Below are 16467 nucleotides of genomic sequence, written 5' to 3' on the forward strand. Positions count from 1 at the left end.
AACGTGCCGCGTCAGCGGAGCTTGTGGAGGCGCCGGATCGCTTCGTCCAGGACCTCGTCGCGCTTGCAGAAGGCGAACCGCACCAGGTGCTTGGCGTCCTCCGGGTGATCGCAGAAGACCTGCACCGGGATCGCGGCGAGCCCGATCCGTTCCGGCAGCGAGCGGCACAGCTCGGCGCCGTCCTCGAAGCCCAGCGGCCGGACGTCGGCGCAGATGAAGTAGGTGCCCTCGCTGGCGAGCACGTCGAAGCCCGCCTCGGTCAGCCCGCCGGCGAGCCGGTCCCGCTTGCGCTGGAGGTCGTCGCGCAACCGATCGACCCAGTCGAGCTCGTTGCGCAGGGCGTGCGCGACGGCGGGCTGGAACGGAGCGCCGCCGACGAAGGTCATGAACTGCTTGGCCGCGCGCACGGCGGCGACGAGCTCGGCCGGGCCGCAGATCCAGCCGATCTTCCAGCCGGTGGCGCTGAAGCTCTTGCCGACGCTGGAGATCGACAGCGTCCGCTCGGCCATGCCGGGCAGGGTGGCCAGCGGGCGGTGCTTGCGGCCGTCGAAGATCAGGTGTTCGTAGACCTCGTCGGTGATGGCGATCACGTCGTTGTCGCGGCAGACCTCGGCGATCACGGCCAGCTCGGCGTCGGTGAACACGGTGCCGGTCGGGTTGTGCGGCGAGTTCAGCACCAGGGCGCGGGTCTGCGGCCCGACGGCGGCGCGCAGCGCCTCGACGTCGAGCTCGAAGCGGTGGTCGGGGCCCTGCCGCAGCGCGACGGTCCGGCGCACCCCGCCGGCCATCGCGATGGCGACCGGGTAGGAGTCGTAGTAAGGCTCGACGAGCACCACCTCGTCGCCGGGCTCGACCAGGGCGAGCATCGCGGCCGTCAGCGCCTCGGTCGCGCCTACTGTGACCAGCACCTCGTCCTCGGGGCGGTGCTCGATGCCGTAGCGCGCCTGGCGGTGCTCGGAGATCGCGGCCCGCAGGTCCGGCTCGCCGGCGCCCGGCGGGTACTGGTTGACGCCGTTGGCGATGGCCTCCTGCGCGACGCGCAGCATGCCTGCGGGACCGTCGGTGTCCGGGAAGCCCTGCCCGAGGTTGACCGCGCCCGTCCGCCGGGCGAGCTCGGTGATCTCGGCGAAGATCGTGGACGTGAAGGGCCGCAACCGGCTGGTGAGGGCAGGAGTACGCACGTTTCCGCAGGGTAGTCGAAACTGCCGGTGCGACGCTCGGTCGTCTCGCGCTGTGGTCGGTGACCAGCGGGTGCTGCGGGGCCTGCGGCCGCCGCCGGATCGCCGTGACGCGTCGGCGCTCTTCAAGCGCTGCCACAATCGGTATGTGCAGCCGACAGCGGAAACCGACAGTGACAAGCGCCGTGGCCTGCGGCGGATGAAGGCGGTGGCCGGTGGGTTCCTGCTGGTCGCGACCCTGATCTACGTGATCGCCCACTGGCAGGAGAACGCCGGCGCCGGTGCCTGGGTGGGGTACGTGCGGGCCGCGGCCGAGGCGGGCATGGTCGGTGCGCTGGCGGACTGGTTCGCGGTCACCGCGCTGTTCCGGCGGCCGCTGGGCCTGCCGATCCCGCACACCGCGATCATCCCGACCCGCAAGGACATGATCGGCCGCAGCCTCGGCGACTTCGTCGGCTCGAACTTCCTGGCCGAGCAGGTGGTGCGGGACAAGCTGCGCCGCGCGGAGATCAGCCGCCGCCTCGGCGGCTGGCTCGACGACGCCGACCACGCCGAGCGGGTCACCTCGGAGCTGGCCACGGCGGTGCGCGGCGCCGTGCAGGTGCTGCGGGACGAGGACGTGCAGGCCGTGCTGGAGCAGGCGGTCGTGCGCAAGGTGCTCGCCCAGCCCTGGGGGCCGCCGCTGGGCCGGATCCTCGGCCAGGTCTTCGCCGACGGCTCGCACCACAAGCTCGTCGACCTGATCTGCGACCGGGCCTACGACTGGGTGCGGGACAACCACGAGACCGTGCTGCGCGTGGTCAGCCAGCGCGCGCCGTCGTGGTCGCCGAAGTTCTTCGACACCATCGTGGCCGACAAGATCTACGCCGAGGTGCTGTCGTTCGCGTGGGCGGTCAAGACCGACCCGGAGCACCCGATGCGCAAGGCCGTCGACCGCTTCCTGGTGGAGTTCGCCGACGACCTGCAGAACGACCCGAAGACGATGGCCAAGGCCGAGCAGATCCAGCAGCAGGTGCTGGAGCACCCGGAGGTGCAGAACCTCGTCTCCTCGGCATGGGGCACCGCCAAGAAGATGCTGCTCGACGCGGCCGAGGACCCGTCGAGCGAGCTGCGGGTGCGGGTGCGCGAAGGGCTGCGTTCGCTCGGCCGCCGGCTGGTCGAGGAGCCGGAGCTGCAGTCCAAGGTGGACGGTTGGGTGGAGGGCGCCGTGGTGTACGTGGTGTCCAACTACCGCGACGAGCTGACCACGCTGATCACGGAAACGGTGGAGCGCTGGGACGCGCAGGAGACGTCCCGCAAGATCGAGCTCCAGGTCGGCCGGGACCTGCAGTTCATCCGCATCAACGGCACCGTGGTCGGCGCCCTCGCCGGCCTGCTGATCTACACCCTCTCCCAGCTGTTCCTCTGAGTGCCGCAGGCGGTTCCGCCGGTCTCCGGCGGAACCACCGGGGTGTCAGCCGGTGTGGCGTTCCCGCCAGGAGCGGGCCTTCTCGCGGTTGCCGCACACGCGCATCGAGCACCAGGTGCGGGAACGGTTGCGGGAGCGGTCGTAGAACGCCCACAGGCAGTCGTCGGCTGGGCAGATCTTGATCCGGTCCCAGCGCCCCGTGTGCACCAGCCTGGCCGCGGCCACCAGCACGCTCCCGATCGCATCGCCGCCGGTCAGCGTAGGAACGCCGTTGTGCAACCGGACCTGGACCGGCCAGGCCGTTTCGAAGCCCGCCTGCGGCCGGACGCCGCAGGACACCGCGGTGCGCATGGCGTCCCGGATCTCCCGCGCCGCATCGACGCCCGGCGCCTTGCCCAGGCCCTGGTCGATGCACCACTGCTGCCACTGCCCGGGATCGTCCAGGATCTCGGTGCCCTTCTCGGCGTCGCAGGTGTTCAGGAAGGCCAGGACCAGCTCTATGTCGTGGTCGAAGTCGAGTTCGACGCCCTCCGGCGCCGACGGGCGATCCACCTCCGGAGCGACAGCTCTGCTGTTCACGAACACCATCGTAAGCCAATAGGGGGTTGTGCCGACCTCATGTAACCAACATAATCACTACACCGGTTAGTAACCGGTGAACGTGTTTGACAGGTTGGAGTGTGACGGTGAATCCGATCCAGATCGAGTCGTACGGGTACTCCGAGAGCAGCCGCGAGTTGACTGCGCGCGCCGTTCGCGGCGCCGAGATCGACCGGGCGCTGAAGGAAGGGGGCCGGCTCCGTCCCGCGGGGCTCGACCGGTTCGCCAACTGGTGGGCCTCGGTGACGGCGGCGCTGAGACCCGGTGCCGCGGTGGATCCCGGTCCGGCCCCGCGCGGCTGCCTCAACTGCTGACGAAAGGAATGACGATGACGACGACCTTGCGCTTGGTCGCCTTCGCGATCGACTGCCCGGACCCGCGGGCGCTGGCCGAGTTCTACGGGCGGTTGCTGGGCTGGGAGATCGACGAATCGGAGACCGAGGACGACTGGGTCGAGCTCGCGGACCCGGCCGGCGGTGCCGGGCTGGGCTTCCAGCGGGATCCGGGCTATCGGCCGCCGACCTGGCCGAGCCGGGAGGTGCCGCAGATGATGCACCTGGACATCAGGGTGTCGACGCTCGCGGAGGGGCACGAGCAGGCGATCGCGGCGGGCGCGACGCCCCTGCCGCAGCCGCCCGACCAGCAGGACGCGAGCTGGCGCGTCTACGCCGACCCGGCCGGGCACCCGTTCTGCTTGTGCGCCCCGCCGGGCTGATCATCGCGTCTGCGGCCTCGCCGTCGGTAGTGGCGACGGCGAGGCCGCAGTGCTGTCGTCGGGCAGGCCCGATCGAGTGCAAGCAGGGTGCTTGCAAGAGTTAGCACTCATGCGTATCGTGGTTGGTGACCGGAAAGGTGCTAGCCCGATGGAACGCGTGGACAAAGCCGTCAACAAGGCCGTCAACCAGGCGGTCAGCGACCTCGGCAGCTACATCCGGACGCAACGCAACAACGCCCAGATCTCGTTGCGGCAGCTGGCGAAGCTCGCCGGCGTGTCGAACCCCTACCTGAGCCAGGTGGAGCGCGGGCTGCGCAAGCCCAGCGCGGAGATCCTGCAGCAGATAGCCAAGGGGCTGCGGATCTCCGCCGAAGCGCTCTACGTGCAGGCCGGGATCTTGGAGCGCCGCGAGAGCGGGCCGGTGGTGGACGCGATCCTCGCCGACCCGGAGCTCAACGAGCGGCAGAAACAAGTGCTTCTGGACATCTACGCCTCGTTCCGGCGGGAGCACGACACCGCGGCGGACGGGGACACCGAGCAACCCGAGGAGTGACCGCCATGCCGGCTTTCCCGAAGACCGACGACGTGAACAAGGTGCGCGAGCAGGCCGCGCACGCCCTGGGCGAGGCCGTCGAGCAGGCCCGCACCCCGCTGCTCGCCGCGCTCGGCGCCGGTGACCTCGCCGCCCAGGCTCTCGTGGAGGCGGTCAACAAGGTCCGCACCCAGCTCAACGAGCGCGCCGAGGCCGCGCGCCAGGACCTGCCCGGCGACTTCGGCGAGCTGCGCGACAAGTTCGACCCGGCCGAGCTGCGCAAGCGCGTCGACGCCTACAGCCAGACCGCGAAGAACCTCTACGACTACCTGGCCGAGCGCGGCGAGGAGACGCTGCACCGGCTGCAGGACCAGCCGCAGGTCAAGAAGGTCTGGGACCAGGTGGGCACCGCGCAGGGCAAGGTCGAGGACACCGTCGACGAGGTCCGCGACCTGGCCGACGACGTGCTCGGCAAGGTCAGCCGCCCGTTCGGCAAGACCGAGGAAGCGGCCGCCGAGGAGCCGAAGGCCGCCGAGCCCGCCGCCAAGCCCGCCGCCAAGCCCGCCGCCAAGCCCGCCGCGAAGACCACGGCCGCGCGGACCACCACGCGCAAGACCACGACCAAGTCGACCGCCGCGAAGAAGTCCCCGACCAGCAAGTCCAGCGAGAGCTGACGGTCCGGCAGGGTGCCCACCGCGCCGGCGACCACGTAGGGTGTGCATGTGGAGCTGGCGCTTTGGATCCTGACGATCATCTGGATTGCGGGCATCCCGGTCGGGGTTTTCGCTTTCGTGCACGCGGCGTCGCAGCGCGCGGACGCTTTCACCGCCGTGGACAAGCTGAACAAGCTGGCCTGGATGGGCATCACGGGCGTCGCCGCGCTCGTGCTGATCTTCAGCACGCTGGGGCCGTTCACGATCATCTGGATCGCCGGGCTGGTCGCCTCGCTGGTCTACATCGTCGACGTCCGGCCCAAGGTGAAGGAAGTCCAGGGGCGGTCCTGGTAGTGGGGGCTCGCTGGACGGCGCACGGCCGCGGAGCCCCGGTGACGCTGGTCGTGCACGGTTTGGGCGCGACCGAAGGCGAAGCCCGCATCCCGGCCTCCGGGCTGCCGGGCACCCGCGTCGTCCTGGCGCTCCCGGGCCACGGCAGCGCCGACGACGCGCCGCCGGACTACTGGAACTACGGCTCGATCGCGGCAGATGTCCTCGCCGTGGCGGACGAGGTCGAGGCGACCCGCGCTGTCGGCGTCTCGCTCGGAGCCGGCGCCTTGACGCGCATCGCCGCGGAGCACCCGGACCGGTTCGAGCGGCTGGCGCTGCTGTTGCCCGCCGCCCTGGACAGGCCGCGAGAGGTAGCCGCGACCTGGGCTTTCGAGCGGCTCGCGGCGGCGGTCGCGGCCGGCGGCGAGACGTTGCGCGAGACCGTGGCCGCAGACCTGCCCGAGGGCGTGGAGGTCGGCGACTACGTCGAACGCCGCGCCGAGGCGCTGCTGCGGCTGGAAGACGCGCTGCGCGAGCTGCCGGAGCAGGTTCCGGTGCCGGACGCCGCCGTGCTGGCCGGTGTCCGGTCGGAGGTGCTGGTCATCGGCGCCACCGACGATCCGCTGCACCCGGCCGAGGTCGCCAAGGCGGTGGCCGCGGCCTTCGCCCGCGCGCGGCTGGAGGTCCTGCCCTCCCCGGCGCCGATGCTCACGCACCGCCGGGAGCTGCGCCGCCTGCTGGTGGGCTTCCTGGGCTGAACCCGCGTCGGGCAGCTCCGGCGGGATTCGTATTGTCTGGTCATGGGTGTTGATTGGTCTGCGGCGGCTGGAACGCTGGACGTCACGTCGGCGCTGGAGCGCCTCGAACTGCTCGCCGAGCCGGTCGCGGCCGCGGTTCGCGAGCTCGACGACGAGCGGATCGGGGCGACCGAGATCGACCCGGATCTGGCGGACACCGCCGAGTTCTGCGAGAAGTACGGCTCGCCGCTGGAGCTGTCGGCGAACTGCGTGGTGGTCGCGGGCAAGCGGGCCGGTGAGGTGCGCTACGCCGCGTGCGTGGTGCTCGCCACGACCCGTGCCGACGTCAACGGTGTGGTCAAGCGGCGGCTGGACGTGCGCAAGGCGTCGTTCGCGCCGATGGACGACGCGGTGCGGCTCACCGGCATGGAGTACGGCGGGATCACGCCGTTCGGGCTCCCCGCCGACTGGCCGATCCTGGTGGATTCCGAGGTGGCCAGGGCCCCGGCCGTGGTCGTCGGCAGCGGTGTCCGGCGAAGCAAGATCATCACGCCGGGCGAGCTCCTGGCGCAGCTCCCGGGCGCAGAAGTCCTCGAGGGCCTCGGCCGCTGAACCGCTCACGTCCCGGAGTCACACGCCGGCGGCGACCCGGGCTTCGGTGATCATGTCGTCCAGGATCGAGCGCGACGCGACGAGATCGTCGATCATCCCGTTGATCCGCTCCCGTTCCTGGCAGAGGTCGGCGACCACCTCGACGGTGGGTTTGGAGTGGCCGCCGAAGACGCACGGGAAGATCTCCGCCATCTTCGCGCTCGACACGCCGGCCCCGATCAGCCGCTGCACCAGCGCCACCTTGCCCACGTCGGACTCGGCGTATTCGCGGTGGCCGCCCGGGGTCCGGGCGGCCGTCAGCAGCCCCTGCTGCTCGTAGTAGCGCAGCGCGCGCTCGCTCGCCCCGGTGCGGCGGGACAGCTCGCCGATCCTCATGTGCGCTCCGTCACGATCGGTGGAATCTGACATGCATGTGAGATTCTAGCGTGGTCCGCATGACGAACTCGCTGCTGAAGCCGTACGAATCGCTGTCGATGTCGAACCGGATCGTGATGGCGCCGATGACCCGCTTCCGCGCCGATGCCCGTGGTGTCCCGCAGCCGGTGGTGGCGGAGTACTACGCGCAGCGTGCCGGGGCGGGGCTGATCGTGACCGAGGGGATTTGGCCGAGCGTGCAAGGTCAAAGCGCGCTGCACGGCCCGGGTCTGGTCTCCCCCGAACAGGTCGAGGGCTGGCGCGCGGTGACGGACGCCGTGCACGGCGAAGGCGGCCGGATCTTCGCGCAGCTCATGCACGCGGGCCGGTTGGCCCATCCGGACAACAACCTCGGCGACCTGCGACCGGTCGCGCCGTCGCCGGTGCGCGCGGATTTCGAACTCCACACGGCCGACGGCAAGGTCCCAGCCCTGGTGCCGCGTCAGATGACCACTGTGGACATATCGCAGGTCGTCGACGAACACGTTGCTGCGGCGCGGAAGGCCGTGGCAGCGGGTTTCGACGGGGTCGAGCTGCACGGTGCGAACAGCTACCTGCTGCACCAGTTCCTCGCCGACAACACCAACATCCGAACCGACCGGTACGGCGGCCGCGGCCGGATCCGGTTCGCCGTCGAGGTGGCCGAGGCGGTGGCGGACGCGATCGGTGCGCACCGCGTCGGAATCCGGCTGTCGCCGGGAAATCCGCTGACCGGGCTCATCGAGGCGGACCCGGCCCCGGTGTACCGGGCGCTCGTCGACGCGCTCGAACCCCTCGGCCTGGCGTACCTGCACCTGACCGACAACAGCCGCTACCCGGCCCTGCGGGACCTCCGTCCACGGTGGACCGGAACGCTGATCGGCAACACCGGGTTCGGGCATCCCACCACGCCCGAGGCCGGGGCGGCGCTGGTCGAGGAGGGCCGCGCGGACCTGGTGTCCTTCGGGCGGCTCTTCATCTCGAACCCGGATCTGCCGCACCGGATCGCCACCGGGGCGCCGCTGGCCGAGATCGACGAAACCCGCCTCTACACCAACGGCCCCGAGGGCTACACCGACTACCCGGCGGCCCCGCCCCGGTAGCTCAGAAGACGACGGTGCGGCGGCCGTGGACCAGGACCCGGTCTTCGAGGTGCGCGCGCAGGCCCCGGGCCAGCACGAGCTTCTCGGCGTCCCGGCCCTTGCGGACCATGTCCGTCACGTCGTCGGTGTGGTCCACGCGGATCACGTCCTGCTCGACGATCGGTCCCGCGTCGAGCTCCGCGGTCACGTAGTGGCACGTCGCGCCGATGAGCTTCACGCCGCGCTCGTACGCCTGGTGGTACGGGCGGGCGCCGGCGAACGACGGCAGGAAGCTGTGGTGGATGTTCAGCGCCCGGCCGGCCCACGCCTCGCACAGCTCGGGCGGCAGCACCTGCATGAAGCGGGCGAGCACGATCGCGTTCGGGTCGTGGTCGTCGACCAGCTTCCGGACCTCCCGGAACGCCGCCGCCTTCGCGTCCGGGTCCTTGCCGAACGGCACGTGGTGGAACGGGATGCCGTGCGCCTCGGTGATGGGGCCCAGGTCCTGGTGGTTGCCGATCACCGCGCGCAGGTCGACGTCGAGCTCCCCGGAACCGATGCGGCCGAGCAGGTCGTGCAGGCAGTGGCCTTCCTTCGACACCAGGATCACCACGCGCCGCCGCTCGCCGGTGTCCGCCACCCGCCAGTCGGTGCGGCTGCCGAGCTCGTCGGCGACGGCGGCGAACCGGCGGCGCAGCTCGTCGATGCCGAACGGCAGCGAGTCCGCGCGGACCTCCTGCCGGGTGAAGAACCAGCCGGTGTTGATGTCGGTGTGGTAGCCGGCCTCGACGATCCAGCCGCCGTGCTCGGCGATGAAGGTCGCGATGCGGGCGACGATCCCGGTGCGGTCCGGGCACCCGAGGCTGATGACGAAACGACGTTCGGAAGGGCTCACGGCCGGTGATTATCGCAGGTAGCAATGGCTGTACCGGCAACAGGCCGAGCCGCGTGACGCCCACTAGGAGTCGTCGTTTCGCCTGGTCGGGTGCTGCGCCCGGCTCGGGTGGACGAGGTGAACGGCGGACCGGGCGCGGTCAGCAGGCGAGGGCGGCGCGGTCGCTGGGGCGGATGCCGAGGCTGCGCTTGAAGGCGACGCTGCTGGTGCTGGCGTTGACGCTGCTCAAGAGGGTTGACCGCATCGGCGCGGCGGAGGGGTTCGACGAATCCGCCGTGACTGTCGCCGCGTGAGTGCCGTGCGTACTTCGTGTTGCTGTAGCAACACGAAGTACGCACGGGCCGTAGTCAGCGCCCGGCGGCGAGGGCCGCGAGGGCGGCGTCGCCGGTCACCACGGCAGTGCTCGGGCGGCCCCAGACCCGCCGGAACACCGCGTCCGCGGTGCCCGCGACCGTCGCGTCGACCTCCAACGCCGCGTCGGTCGGCGCCCCGGCCAGCGGCGGCCGGCCCGGCCGGTACTCGACCAGCCACGCGCGGCCCGCGTCCGGAGCGTGGAAGAGCACCTTGCCCTCGTTCTCCTGTTCCGTCCAGTCGCCCAGGGGCAGCAGCGCGGTCAGGAACTCGTCGATGCCGTCGGCCGCCAGTTCCGGGTCGAAGATCAGGTCGTGCACGTGGTCCGGGCCGAGCCCGGCGAGCGCGTGCTCCGCGTCGAGCCGGTGGATCGCCGTCTCGTGCGCCATCCGCCGGATCCAGGTCCGCGGCGTGCCGCCGGCGAAGAACCACCGCACGGGCCGATCCGGATCCATTGTGGACAGTGTCTGGAGCAGGATCGCCAGCCGCTCGTCCCACCAGGCGACCACGTCGTCGAACTCGGCCGGCGGCCGCAGGTCCTCGGGGCGCTCGCTGCCCGGCTCCAGGTGCAGGGAGGCCTCCGCTCTCGCGTAGGCCTGCCCGAGGTGCTGGACCAGCTTGCGGACGTCCCAGCCGGGGCAGGTCGAGACCTCGGCGTTCGGTCCGGCCTGGAGCGCGGCGCTGCGGAAGGCAGCGGCCTGGTCCCGGAATGCGCGGTGCAAGAAGTCGCTAGCCATGCCTCCACAATAGGAATCCGGACGTCGTCGCGGACACCGGTGGCGGGCCGCGAGATCAGCGGAAGCCTTGGTGCAGCCGGGCGCGTGCGCGGAATCCCGCTCGACCGGGTCGGCTCAGGGCGCCACCGCGGACCAGTCGACGGTGAGCTCGCCCAGCCGCCACCGGCGTCGCCGGTCCCGCACCGGCCAGCCCAGCTCCGCGAACGACTGCGCGGCCTGAGCCCACCGGGCGCGCGGCCCGAACGGGGCCATCGGGGCGGCCTTCGCCCAGCACGCGTCGAGCTCGGCCAGCATCGCGTGCACCTTCTCGCCTGGCACGTTGCGGTGGATCAAGGTCTTCGGCAGCCGCTCCGCGAGGTCCGACGGCCGCTCGATGTCGGCGGGCAGGCAGGCCAGCGTCAGCGTCCGCGGCCCGCCCCGGTCCAGCGTCACCCAGCAGCAGCGCCGACCGATCTCGTCGCAGGTGCCCTCCACCAGCAACCCGTCGGGCGCCAGCCGGGAGCACAGCTCCTCCCACGCCTTCCACGCCTCGGGCTCGGTGTACTGGCGCAGCACGTTCAACGCCCGCACCAGCGCGGGCCCCGGGAAGTCGCGCACCCCGGCGGCCAGTCCGGCCAGCTCGAACCCGCCGCGGCGGAACTCCAGCGCGGGCGGATCGGCGACGAGCTTGCCGGCCGCCACCCGGTCCGGGTCGATCTCCAGGCCCACCACCCGCGCGTCCGGGCGCAGCGGCCGCAGCCGGGCCGCCAGCTCCACGGTGGTCACCGGGGTGGCGCCGTAGCCGAGGTCGATGACGACCGGCTCCGCCGCGTTGCGCAGCGCGTCGGCGACCCACTGCGTGCCGGCGATCCACCGGTCGATGCGCCGCAGCCGGTTCGGGTTGGTCGTGCCGCGCGTGGGCATGCCCAGGGCGCGGGCCCGACCGGCGGCGAGCCGGGGCGCCCGCTTCTTCGGGGCCGAGTTCATCCCCGGCGGGCCAGCCACTCGGTCGTGAAGCGCTCCTCGTCGGCCAGCAGCTTCTGCACCTGGTCGACGATCAGATCTTCCAGCTTGCCGCCCAGGAACGGCACGTTCACCCGCACGCTCCCGGACACCACGAACTCGCTGATCGCGGCTCCGGCCGGTTCGGCCAGGTCGCGCAGCCACATCGAGCCGGTGATCGAGCAGGGCGCGCCGGCGACCTCGGCGGCGATCTCGCCGGTGTAGTGCCCGTCCTCCTCGCGCCGCCACGATTCGCTGCGGTCGATCGTCAAGTCTCCGCCGACCACCGTGCGGGCCACCGACGGCAGCGAGTCGGCGTGCACGCCCTGGCGCAGCTGGAACCGCGCGCCGTCCTCGGTGTTGACGTGCTGGACCAGCGCCGCGCTGGCGCCGCCGATCTCCGCCAACCGGTCGGTGAGGTAATTCTTGTCGATCAGCGCCTCGTACACCCGGGCGGCGGGCCACTCGGAGGTGCTCCGGTGCTCGATGCGGCGTGCCATGCAGCGGAGGCTACCTTTGGCAACCGTGAATCCCTCCATGTCCGGTGCCGAAGAAGTGCGCGACAACACTCGGTCGTCGGATCCGCACCCGACCGGTACCGCCGTCGGGCACGGCGCCGACGGTCGGTCGCTGGCCGGTTACACCACGCTGCGGCTGGGCGGCCCGGCGGCCGACCTGGTGGTCGCCCATCAGCCAGACGAGCTGACCGCCGCGGTGCGGGCCGCGGATTCGGCCGGGCAGCGGCTGCTGGTGCTGGGCGGCGGTTCGAACGTCGTGGTCGCGGACGAGGGCTTCGCCGGGCACGTGGTGCGGATCGCCACCAAGGGGCGCCAGTACGACAGCGTCGGCGACGGGCTGGTGCAGCTCACGGCGGAGGCCGGCGAGGACTGGGACGAGGTGGTCGCCGACACGGTCCGCCAGGGCCTGGGCGGGCTCGAATGCCTGTCCGGCATCCCCGGCCTGACCGGGGCGACGCCGGTGCAGAACGTCGGCGCCTACGGCGTCGAGGTGTCCGAGCTGCTGGTCTCGGTCGACCTGCTGGACCGCGCCACCGGGCGCGTGCGCACGGTCCCGGCCGACGAGCTCGGGCTGGCCTACCGGACCAGCGTGCTCAAGCACAGCGACACGGCCGTGGTGCTGCGCGCCCGGTTCCTGCTGCGCGACGGCGGCCGGTCGGCCCCGATCCGGTACGCCGAGCTCGCGCGCACGCTCGGCGTGGAGCCCGGCGGTCAGGTCGACGTCGCCGCCGCCCGTGAAGCGGTGCTGGCGCTGCGGCGTGGCAAGGGCATGGTGCTCGACCCTGTCGACCACGACACCTGGAGCGCCGGTTCGTTCTTCACGAACCCGATCGTCGAGGCCGGCCACCTGCCCGAGGTGCTGTCCCGGATCGTCGCCGAGATCGGCCCCGACCAGCGGATCCCGCAGTACCCGGCGGACGGCGGCCGGACCAAGCTGTCCGCGGCGTGGCTGATCGAGCGCGCCGGGTTCGCCAAGGGGCACCGCGGCCCCGGCGGACGGGTGGGGCTGTCCACCAAGCACACCCTCGCGCTGACCAACCGCGGCACCGCGACGACCCGCGACCTGCTACTTCTAGCGCGTGAAGTTCGGGACGGGGTACGCGTGGCCTTCGGTGTTTCGCTGGCACCCGAGCCCGTGTTGGTGGACTGTTCGCTGTAGCAGCCGAAGAGCCGAACGGCCGTAAGAGTGACTCTTCGTGACTGATGCGTAACCCTGAGTGTTAAATGGGGTAGGTGGAGGGGGCCACCATGCTGAGCATCAGGGAGCTTAGGGATCGGGCGGTCATACGCCCGATCAAGCGGGCGGTCGAGGACCAGCTCCTGGACCTGCCCTGGGTGACCGCTGTCGACATCGGTGTGAAGCACCGTGCCGGGGCACCCACCGGCCAACAGGCGATCGTCGTCTCGGTGATCCGCAAGAGGCCGCGCGATCAGCTCGTCCCGGGCACCTGCGTGCCGGGCGACATCTTCGGCATCCCGACCGACGTCATCGAGGAACAGCCGGTCCTGCAGCACATCCACTGCGCCCGGCAGGAGGCGATGGCGCCGAACCGGCGCCGCGGCGACCGCTCCGGGGTGGTGCGGGCCGGCGGCGGTTTAGCGCCCTGCCGGGCCGTCCACCTGGCGCCGCCCACCGTGCCGAGCGCCGGCGAGTACTGCCGCATCGGCACGCTCGGGGCGATCGTCACCGGCACCGCGCCGACGGTGGTCACGATGGGCCTGACCACCTTCGACGTGGCCTGCCTGGACGACGCCTGGGCGGTGGGCGACCGGATGGCGGATCCGGACGACGGCCGGGTGCACACCGAGCTGGCGCGGGCGGCGCTGTCCGGCCGGGTCGACGCGGCCGCGGTCGCGATCGCGCCGGGTTCGGAGACGTCGTGCGTGGTCGACGGGATCGGCCCGGTCACCGGGCACGCGTCGGCGTACCCGGGCGAGCGGGTCCGCAAGAACGGCTTCGGCACGGGCGTGACGCTCGGCGTCGTCACCTCGATCGACGCGACCGTGCGGATCGATCACGGCGAGGCCCTGGGCGTCCGGGTGCTGCGGGAGCAGATCCGGATCGCGGCCGCGGACCTGCGGTTCTGCGGGCCGGGCGACGCCGGGGCGGCGGTGCTCGATCCGGGCGGGCGGATCATCGGCCTGCACGTGGCGGGCAGCCGCGGCGGGGCGTTCGGCTTCGCCAGCCCGATCGCGGACGTGCTGGCGGAACTCGACGTGGAACTCTGCACCGAATCCCAGCGAATCCGAGTCTGACCCACACCCCTCCCACCCCGACCCGATCGGCTCCCGGCCGGTCGGGTCCGCAATTTCAATGGAAATCAGAGGTTCGATTTCAATGGAAATTGCGGACCGTCACCCGGAAGGGATCACTCGGTCCGGCGGTGCATCCGGGTGGCCGAGTGCTGGTCGCGGGGTTTGACGGAGATGAAGTCCAGGTTCACGTGGGACGGGCGGGTCACCGCGAACGCGATGATGTCCGCGATGTCGTCGGCGACCAGCGGCGTGATGCCGTGGTAGACCGCCGCCGCGCGCTCCTTGTCGCCGCCGAAGCGCACCTCGGAGAACTCGGTCTCCACGGCGCCCGGCGCGATTTCGGTGAACCGCACCGGCTCGCCCAGGAGCTCGCCGCGCAGCGTGCGGTGCAGTGCGCCCTGCGCGTGCTTGGCCGAGGTGTAGCCCGCGCCGTTGTCGTAGACCTCGGAGGCCGCCACCGAGGTCACCGTCACCACGTGCCCGTCGCCCGAGGCGACGAGCTTCGGCAGCAGCGCCTTGGTGACCCGGAGCGTGCCGAGCACGTTGGTCTCCCACATCCAGCGCCAGTCGTCCTCGTCGGCTTCGGCGATCTTGGCCAGGCCCTTCGCGCCGCCGGCGTTGTTGATCAGCACGTGGCATTCCGGCACCTGCTCGACGAACGCCGCCACCGAATCCGGGTCGGTGACGTCCAGCGGCAGCGCGGTGCCGCCGATCTCCTCGGCGAGCGCGGTCAGCCGTTCGAGCCGCCGGGCGCCCAGCACCACGTGGAAGCCCGCGGCGGCGAGGTGGCGCGCGGTGGCCGCGCCGATGCCGGAGCTCGCCCCGGTGACCACGGCCCAGCGGCCTGCAGAACTTGTGCTCACGTCTTCTTCCTCCCGGGAGACGGCCGATTGCCCGCGTCCATCGGACCACGTCCGGCCGGGGCTGATGTGACGTGCCGGATGTGACACGACACACTGGGGGTTCCAGACATCTTTTTTCGCCTTCGGGCGTCTTATGGATAAAGGGTCACTTCTGGACGACCGTCCCGTTGCATTCCGGGCAAAACGGATGGTCGTGCGCACATTCTCGAAGGGGATAGAGGTCAGAAGGTGAGTGGTTCCAAGCTGCGGTCGGGGTGGGCTGCGCTGGCGGGAGCTGTAGCGGCGGTGCTGCTGATTTCGGGTTGCGGTGCGTCCGCGCCGCAGGAGCAGAAACCCGCGGATCCGGTCGCCAAGGTGTCCTTCGAACCGGGCGCCGACGCGGGCGAGGTCAACCCCGCCGCGCCGATCACGGCCACCGTGGATCGAGGCAGGTTCGACTCCATCGCGCTGACCAACGCCGACGGCAAGCAGGTCGCAGGCGAGCTGTCCAGGGACGGCAAGAACTGGCACGCCACCGAGGCGCTCGGCTACGGCAAGAGCTACTCCTGGACCGGCCAGGCCATCGGCGAGGACGGCAAGCAGGTGCCGGTGCAGGGCACCTTCAGCACGTTGCAGCCGAAGAAGACGATCCGCGCGACGATCAACCCGACGGACAACGCCGAGGTCGGCATCGCGATGCCGATCAGCGTGAAGTTCGACGAGCCGGTCCAGGACAAGGCGGGGATCCAGCGGGCGCTGACCGTGCAGGCCTCGGTGCCGGTCGAAGGCTCCTGGGCCTGGCTGTCGGACCGGCAGGTCGACTGGCGGCCGAAGGAGTACTGGCCGGCGCACACCCACGTCAGCGTGCACGCCAAGCTCTACGGCCAGTCCTACGGCCAGGGCTCGTACGGGCTGGCGGACCTGAGCACCGAGTTCGACATCGGCCGGGCGCAGATCGTCAAGGCGGCGGTGGGCACCCACCGGCTGGTCGTGATGCGCGATGGCGAGCAGGTGGCCAACTACGCGGCGAGCTACGGCGAGGAGTACGACCCGGGCCGCAACACGCCCAACGGCACGTTCATCATCATGCAGAAGAACCCGGTGGAGATCATGGACAATCCCCGTTACGGCTACCGCGACGTGCGCAAGACCTGGGCGGCGCGGTTCTCGAACCACGGCGAGTTCATCCACGAGAACCAGGAGAACGCCGCGGCGCTCGGCAAGGTCAACAACTCGCACGGCTGCATCAACCTCAGCGCGGCCGACGCGAAGGCCTACTTCGACAGCGCGCTGCTCGGCGACCCGGTCGAGGTGACGGGCTCGGCCAGCACCATGCCGCCGCAGTTCGACGTCTACGACTGGCTGCTCAACTGGGATCAGTGGACCAAGAAGTCCGCGGTCTGAGCTGCTGCTGGAACGGGGCCGTGAGCGCTTCGGGTCGCCGCCGCGGCCCGGAGGACTCGCGGCCCCTTCGCGTTCCTCCGGTGGTTCAGCCCTCGGCGTCGGTGGCGAGGACCGCCGTGAGGACGCCGCAGCGCAGGGTGATCGCGCTCGTCGGGGCGTTGCTCGCGCCGCGTTCGCGCCGGTCGGCCGACGTGTGAGCAGTGCCACCCGGGGCCGCCTGGCAGGACCGTCCGGCGGCCCTTG

Annotated in this window: 20 protein-coding genes; 12 read left to right on the top strand and 8 right to left on the bottom strand. The window is 71.4% G+C overall.

Annotation, left to right across the window (positions count from 1 at the left end; all coding sequences use genetic code 11):
• Positions 1-11 precede the first annotated feature (11 nt).
• Positions 12-1181, bottom strand: coding sequence for a pyridoxal phosphate-dependent aminotransferase (locus ACWEV3_RS09145; protein WP_132489879.1), 1170 nt, complete (start codon positions 1179-1181; stop codon positions 12-14).
• 196 nt (positions 1182-1377) lie between these two features.
• Here ACWEV3_RS09145 and ACWEV3_RS09150 point away from each other — a divergent pair, with 196 nt between their 5' ends.
• Positions 1378-2586 carry a DUF445 domain-containing protein gene (locus ACWEV3_RS09150; RefSeq protein WP_452613435.1) on the top strand — a complete coding sequence of 403 codons (1209 nt, stop codon included), beginning with the start codon at positions 1378-1380 and terminating at the stop codon, positions 2584-2586.
• 45 nt (positions 2587-2631) lie between these two features.
• Here the strand turns inward: ACWEV3_RS09150 and ACWEV3_RS09155 are convergent, their stop codons facing one another.
• The gene (locus ACWEV3_RS09155) at positions 2632-3174 is read right to left on the bottom strand and encodes a CGNR zinc finger domain-containing protein (RefSeq protein WP_452613361.1); all 543 of its coding nucleotides are present in this window, start codon (positions 3172-3174) and stop codon (positions 2632-2634) included.
• 98 nt (positions 3175-3272) lie between these two features.
• Between ACWEV3_RS09155 and ACWEV3_RS09160 the strand changes: the two genes are divergently transcribed.
• The 7 genes from ACWEV3_RS09160 (at position 3273) to ACWEV3_RS09190 (ending at position 6765) form a co-directional block, all read left to right on the top strand.
• Entirely contained in the window at positions 3273-3500 is a 228-nt protein-coding gene (locus ACWEV3_RS09160; RefSeq protein ID WP_452613362.1) for a hypothetical protein, read from the top strand.
• Between the two features lie 14 nt (positions 3501-3514).
• Positions 3515-3901, top strand: a complete 387-nt coding sequence (locus ACWEV3_RS09165; RefSeq protein ID WP_452613363.1) for a VOC family protein — start codon at positions 3515-3517, stop codon at positions 3899-3901.
• 148 nt (positions 3902-4049) lie between these two features.
• Entirely contained in the window at positions 4050-4454 is a 405-nt protein-coding gene (locus ACWEV3_RS09170) for a helix-turn-helix domain-containing protein (RefSeq protein WP_093269388.1), read from the top strand.
• A 5-nt stretch (positions 4455-4459) separates the two neighbouring features.
• Positions 4460-5107: a hypothetical protein gene (locus ACWEV3_RS09175; RefSeq protein WP_452613364.1), complete on the top strand. Its 648-nt coding sequence runs from the start codon at positions 4460-4462 to the stop codon at positions 5105-5107.
• 48 nt (positions 5108-5155) lie between these two features.
• Positions 5156-5440, top strand: a complete 285-nt coding sequence (locus ACWEV3_RS09180; RefSeq protein WP_452613365.1) for a DUF2516 family protein — start codon at positions 5156-5158, stop codon at positions 5438-5440.
• Between the two features lie 38 nt (positions 5441-5478).
• On the top strand, positions 5479-6174 hold the full coding sequence (locus tag ACWEV3_RS09185) for an alpha/beta fold hydrolase (RefSeq protein ID WP_452613366.1): 696 nt from the start codon (positions 5479-5481) through the stop codon (positions 6172-6174).
• A gap of 42 nt (positions 6175-6216) precedes the next feature.
• On the top strand, positions 6217-6765 hold the full coding sequence (locus tag ACWEV3_RS09190; RefSeq protein WP_452613367.1) for a YbaK/EbsC family protein: 549 nt from the start codon (positions 6217-6219) through the stop codon (positions 6763-6765).
• Between the two features lie 18 nt (positions 6766-6783).
• Here the strand turns inward: ACWEV3_RS09190 and ACWEV3_RS09195 are convergent, their stop codons facing one another.
• Positions 6784-7140: a MerR family transcriptional regulator gene (locus ACWEV3_RS09195; protein WP_452613368.1), complete on the bottom strand. Its 357-nt coding sequence runs from the start codon at positions 7138-7140 to the stop codon at positions 6784-6786.
• Positions 7141-7199: 59 nt separating this feature from the next.
• Here ACWEV3_RS09195 and ACWEV3_RS09200 point away from each other — a divergent pair, with 59 nt between their 5' ends.
• A complete protein-coding gene (locus ACWEV3_RS09200; RefSeq protein WP_452613369.1) occupies positions 7200-8261 on the top strand; it encodes an alkene reductase in 1062 nt (353 codons plus the stop codon).
• Position 8262: 1 nt separating this feature from the next.
• On the opposite strand, the gene purU is transcribed toward ACWEV3_RS09200, so the two are convergent.
• From purU to ACWEV3_RS09220, 4 genes are all read right to left on the bottom strand, one after another.
• Positions 8263-9135 (bottom strand): formyltetrahydrofolate deformylase, encoded by an 873-nt coding sequence (gene purU / locus ACWEV3_RS09205; RefSeq protein WP_452613370.1) that lies wholly within the window; start codon positions 9133-9135, stop codon positions 8263-8265.
• A 347-nt stretch (positions 9136-9482) separates the two neighbouring features.
• Positions 9483-10223, bottom strand: a complete 741-nt coding sequence (locus tag ACWEV3_RS09210) for a maleylpyruvate isomerase N-terminal domain-containing protein (RefSeq protein WP_452613371.1) — start codon at positions 10221-10223, stop codon at positions 9483-9485.
• A gap of 114 nt (positions 10224-10337) precedes the next feature.
• Positions 10338-11189 carry a class I SAM-dependent methyltransferase gene (locus ACWEV3_RS09215; protein ID WP_452613436.1) on the bottom strand — a complete coding sequence of 284 codons (852 nt, stop codon included), beginning with the start codon at positions 11187-11189 and terminating at the stop codon, positions 10338-10340.
• Positions 11186-11704 carry a DUF2505 domain-containing protein gene (locus tag ACWEV3_RS09220; RefSeq protein ID WP_452613372.1) on the bottom strand — a complete coding sequence of 173 codons (519 nt, stop codon included), beginning with the start codon at positions 11702-11704 and terminating at the stop codon, positions 11186-11188. Before ACWEV3_RS09220 ends, ACWEV3_RS09215 begins: the two co-directional genes overlap by 4 nt.
• 37 nt (positions 11705-11741) lie before the next feature.
• Here ACWEV3_RS09220 and ACWEV3_RS09225 point away from each other — a divergent pair, with 37 nt between their 5' ends.
• A complete protein-coding gene (locus ACWEV3_RS09225) occupies positions 11742-12881 on the top strand; it encodes a UDP-N-acetylmuramate dehydrogenase (RefSeq protein WP_452613437.1) in 1140 nt (379 codons plus the stop codon).
• 89 nt (positions 12882-12970) lie between these two features.
• A complete protein-coding gene (locus ACWEV3_RS09230; RefSeq protein ID WP_452613373.1) occupies positions 12971-13978 on the top strand; it encodes a hypothetical protein in 1008 nt (335 codons plus the stop codon).
• Between the two features lie 113 nt (positions 13979-14091).
• Here ACWEV3_RS09230 and ACWEV3_RS09235 read toward each other — a convergent pair whose 3' ends face one another.
• Entirely contained in the window at positions 14092-14841 is a 750-nt protein-coding gene (locus tag ACWEV3_RS09235) for an SDR family NAD(P)-dependent oxidoreductase (RefSeq protein WP_452613374.1), read from the bottom strand.
• A gap of 228 nt (positions 14842-15069) precedes the next feature.
• Here ACWEV3_RS09235 and ACWEV3_RS09240 point away from each other — a divergent pair, with 228 nt between their 5' ends.
• On the top strand, positions 15070-16224 hold the full coding sequence (locus ACWEV3_RS09240) for a L,D-transpeptidase (protein WP_452613375.1): 1155 nt from the start codon (positions 15070-15072) through the stop codon (positions 16222-16224).
• The last annotated feature ends 243 nt before the right edge of the window (positions 16225-16467 follow it).

It is taken from the genome of Saccharopolyspora sp. NPDC003752 (assembly GCF_053605825.1).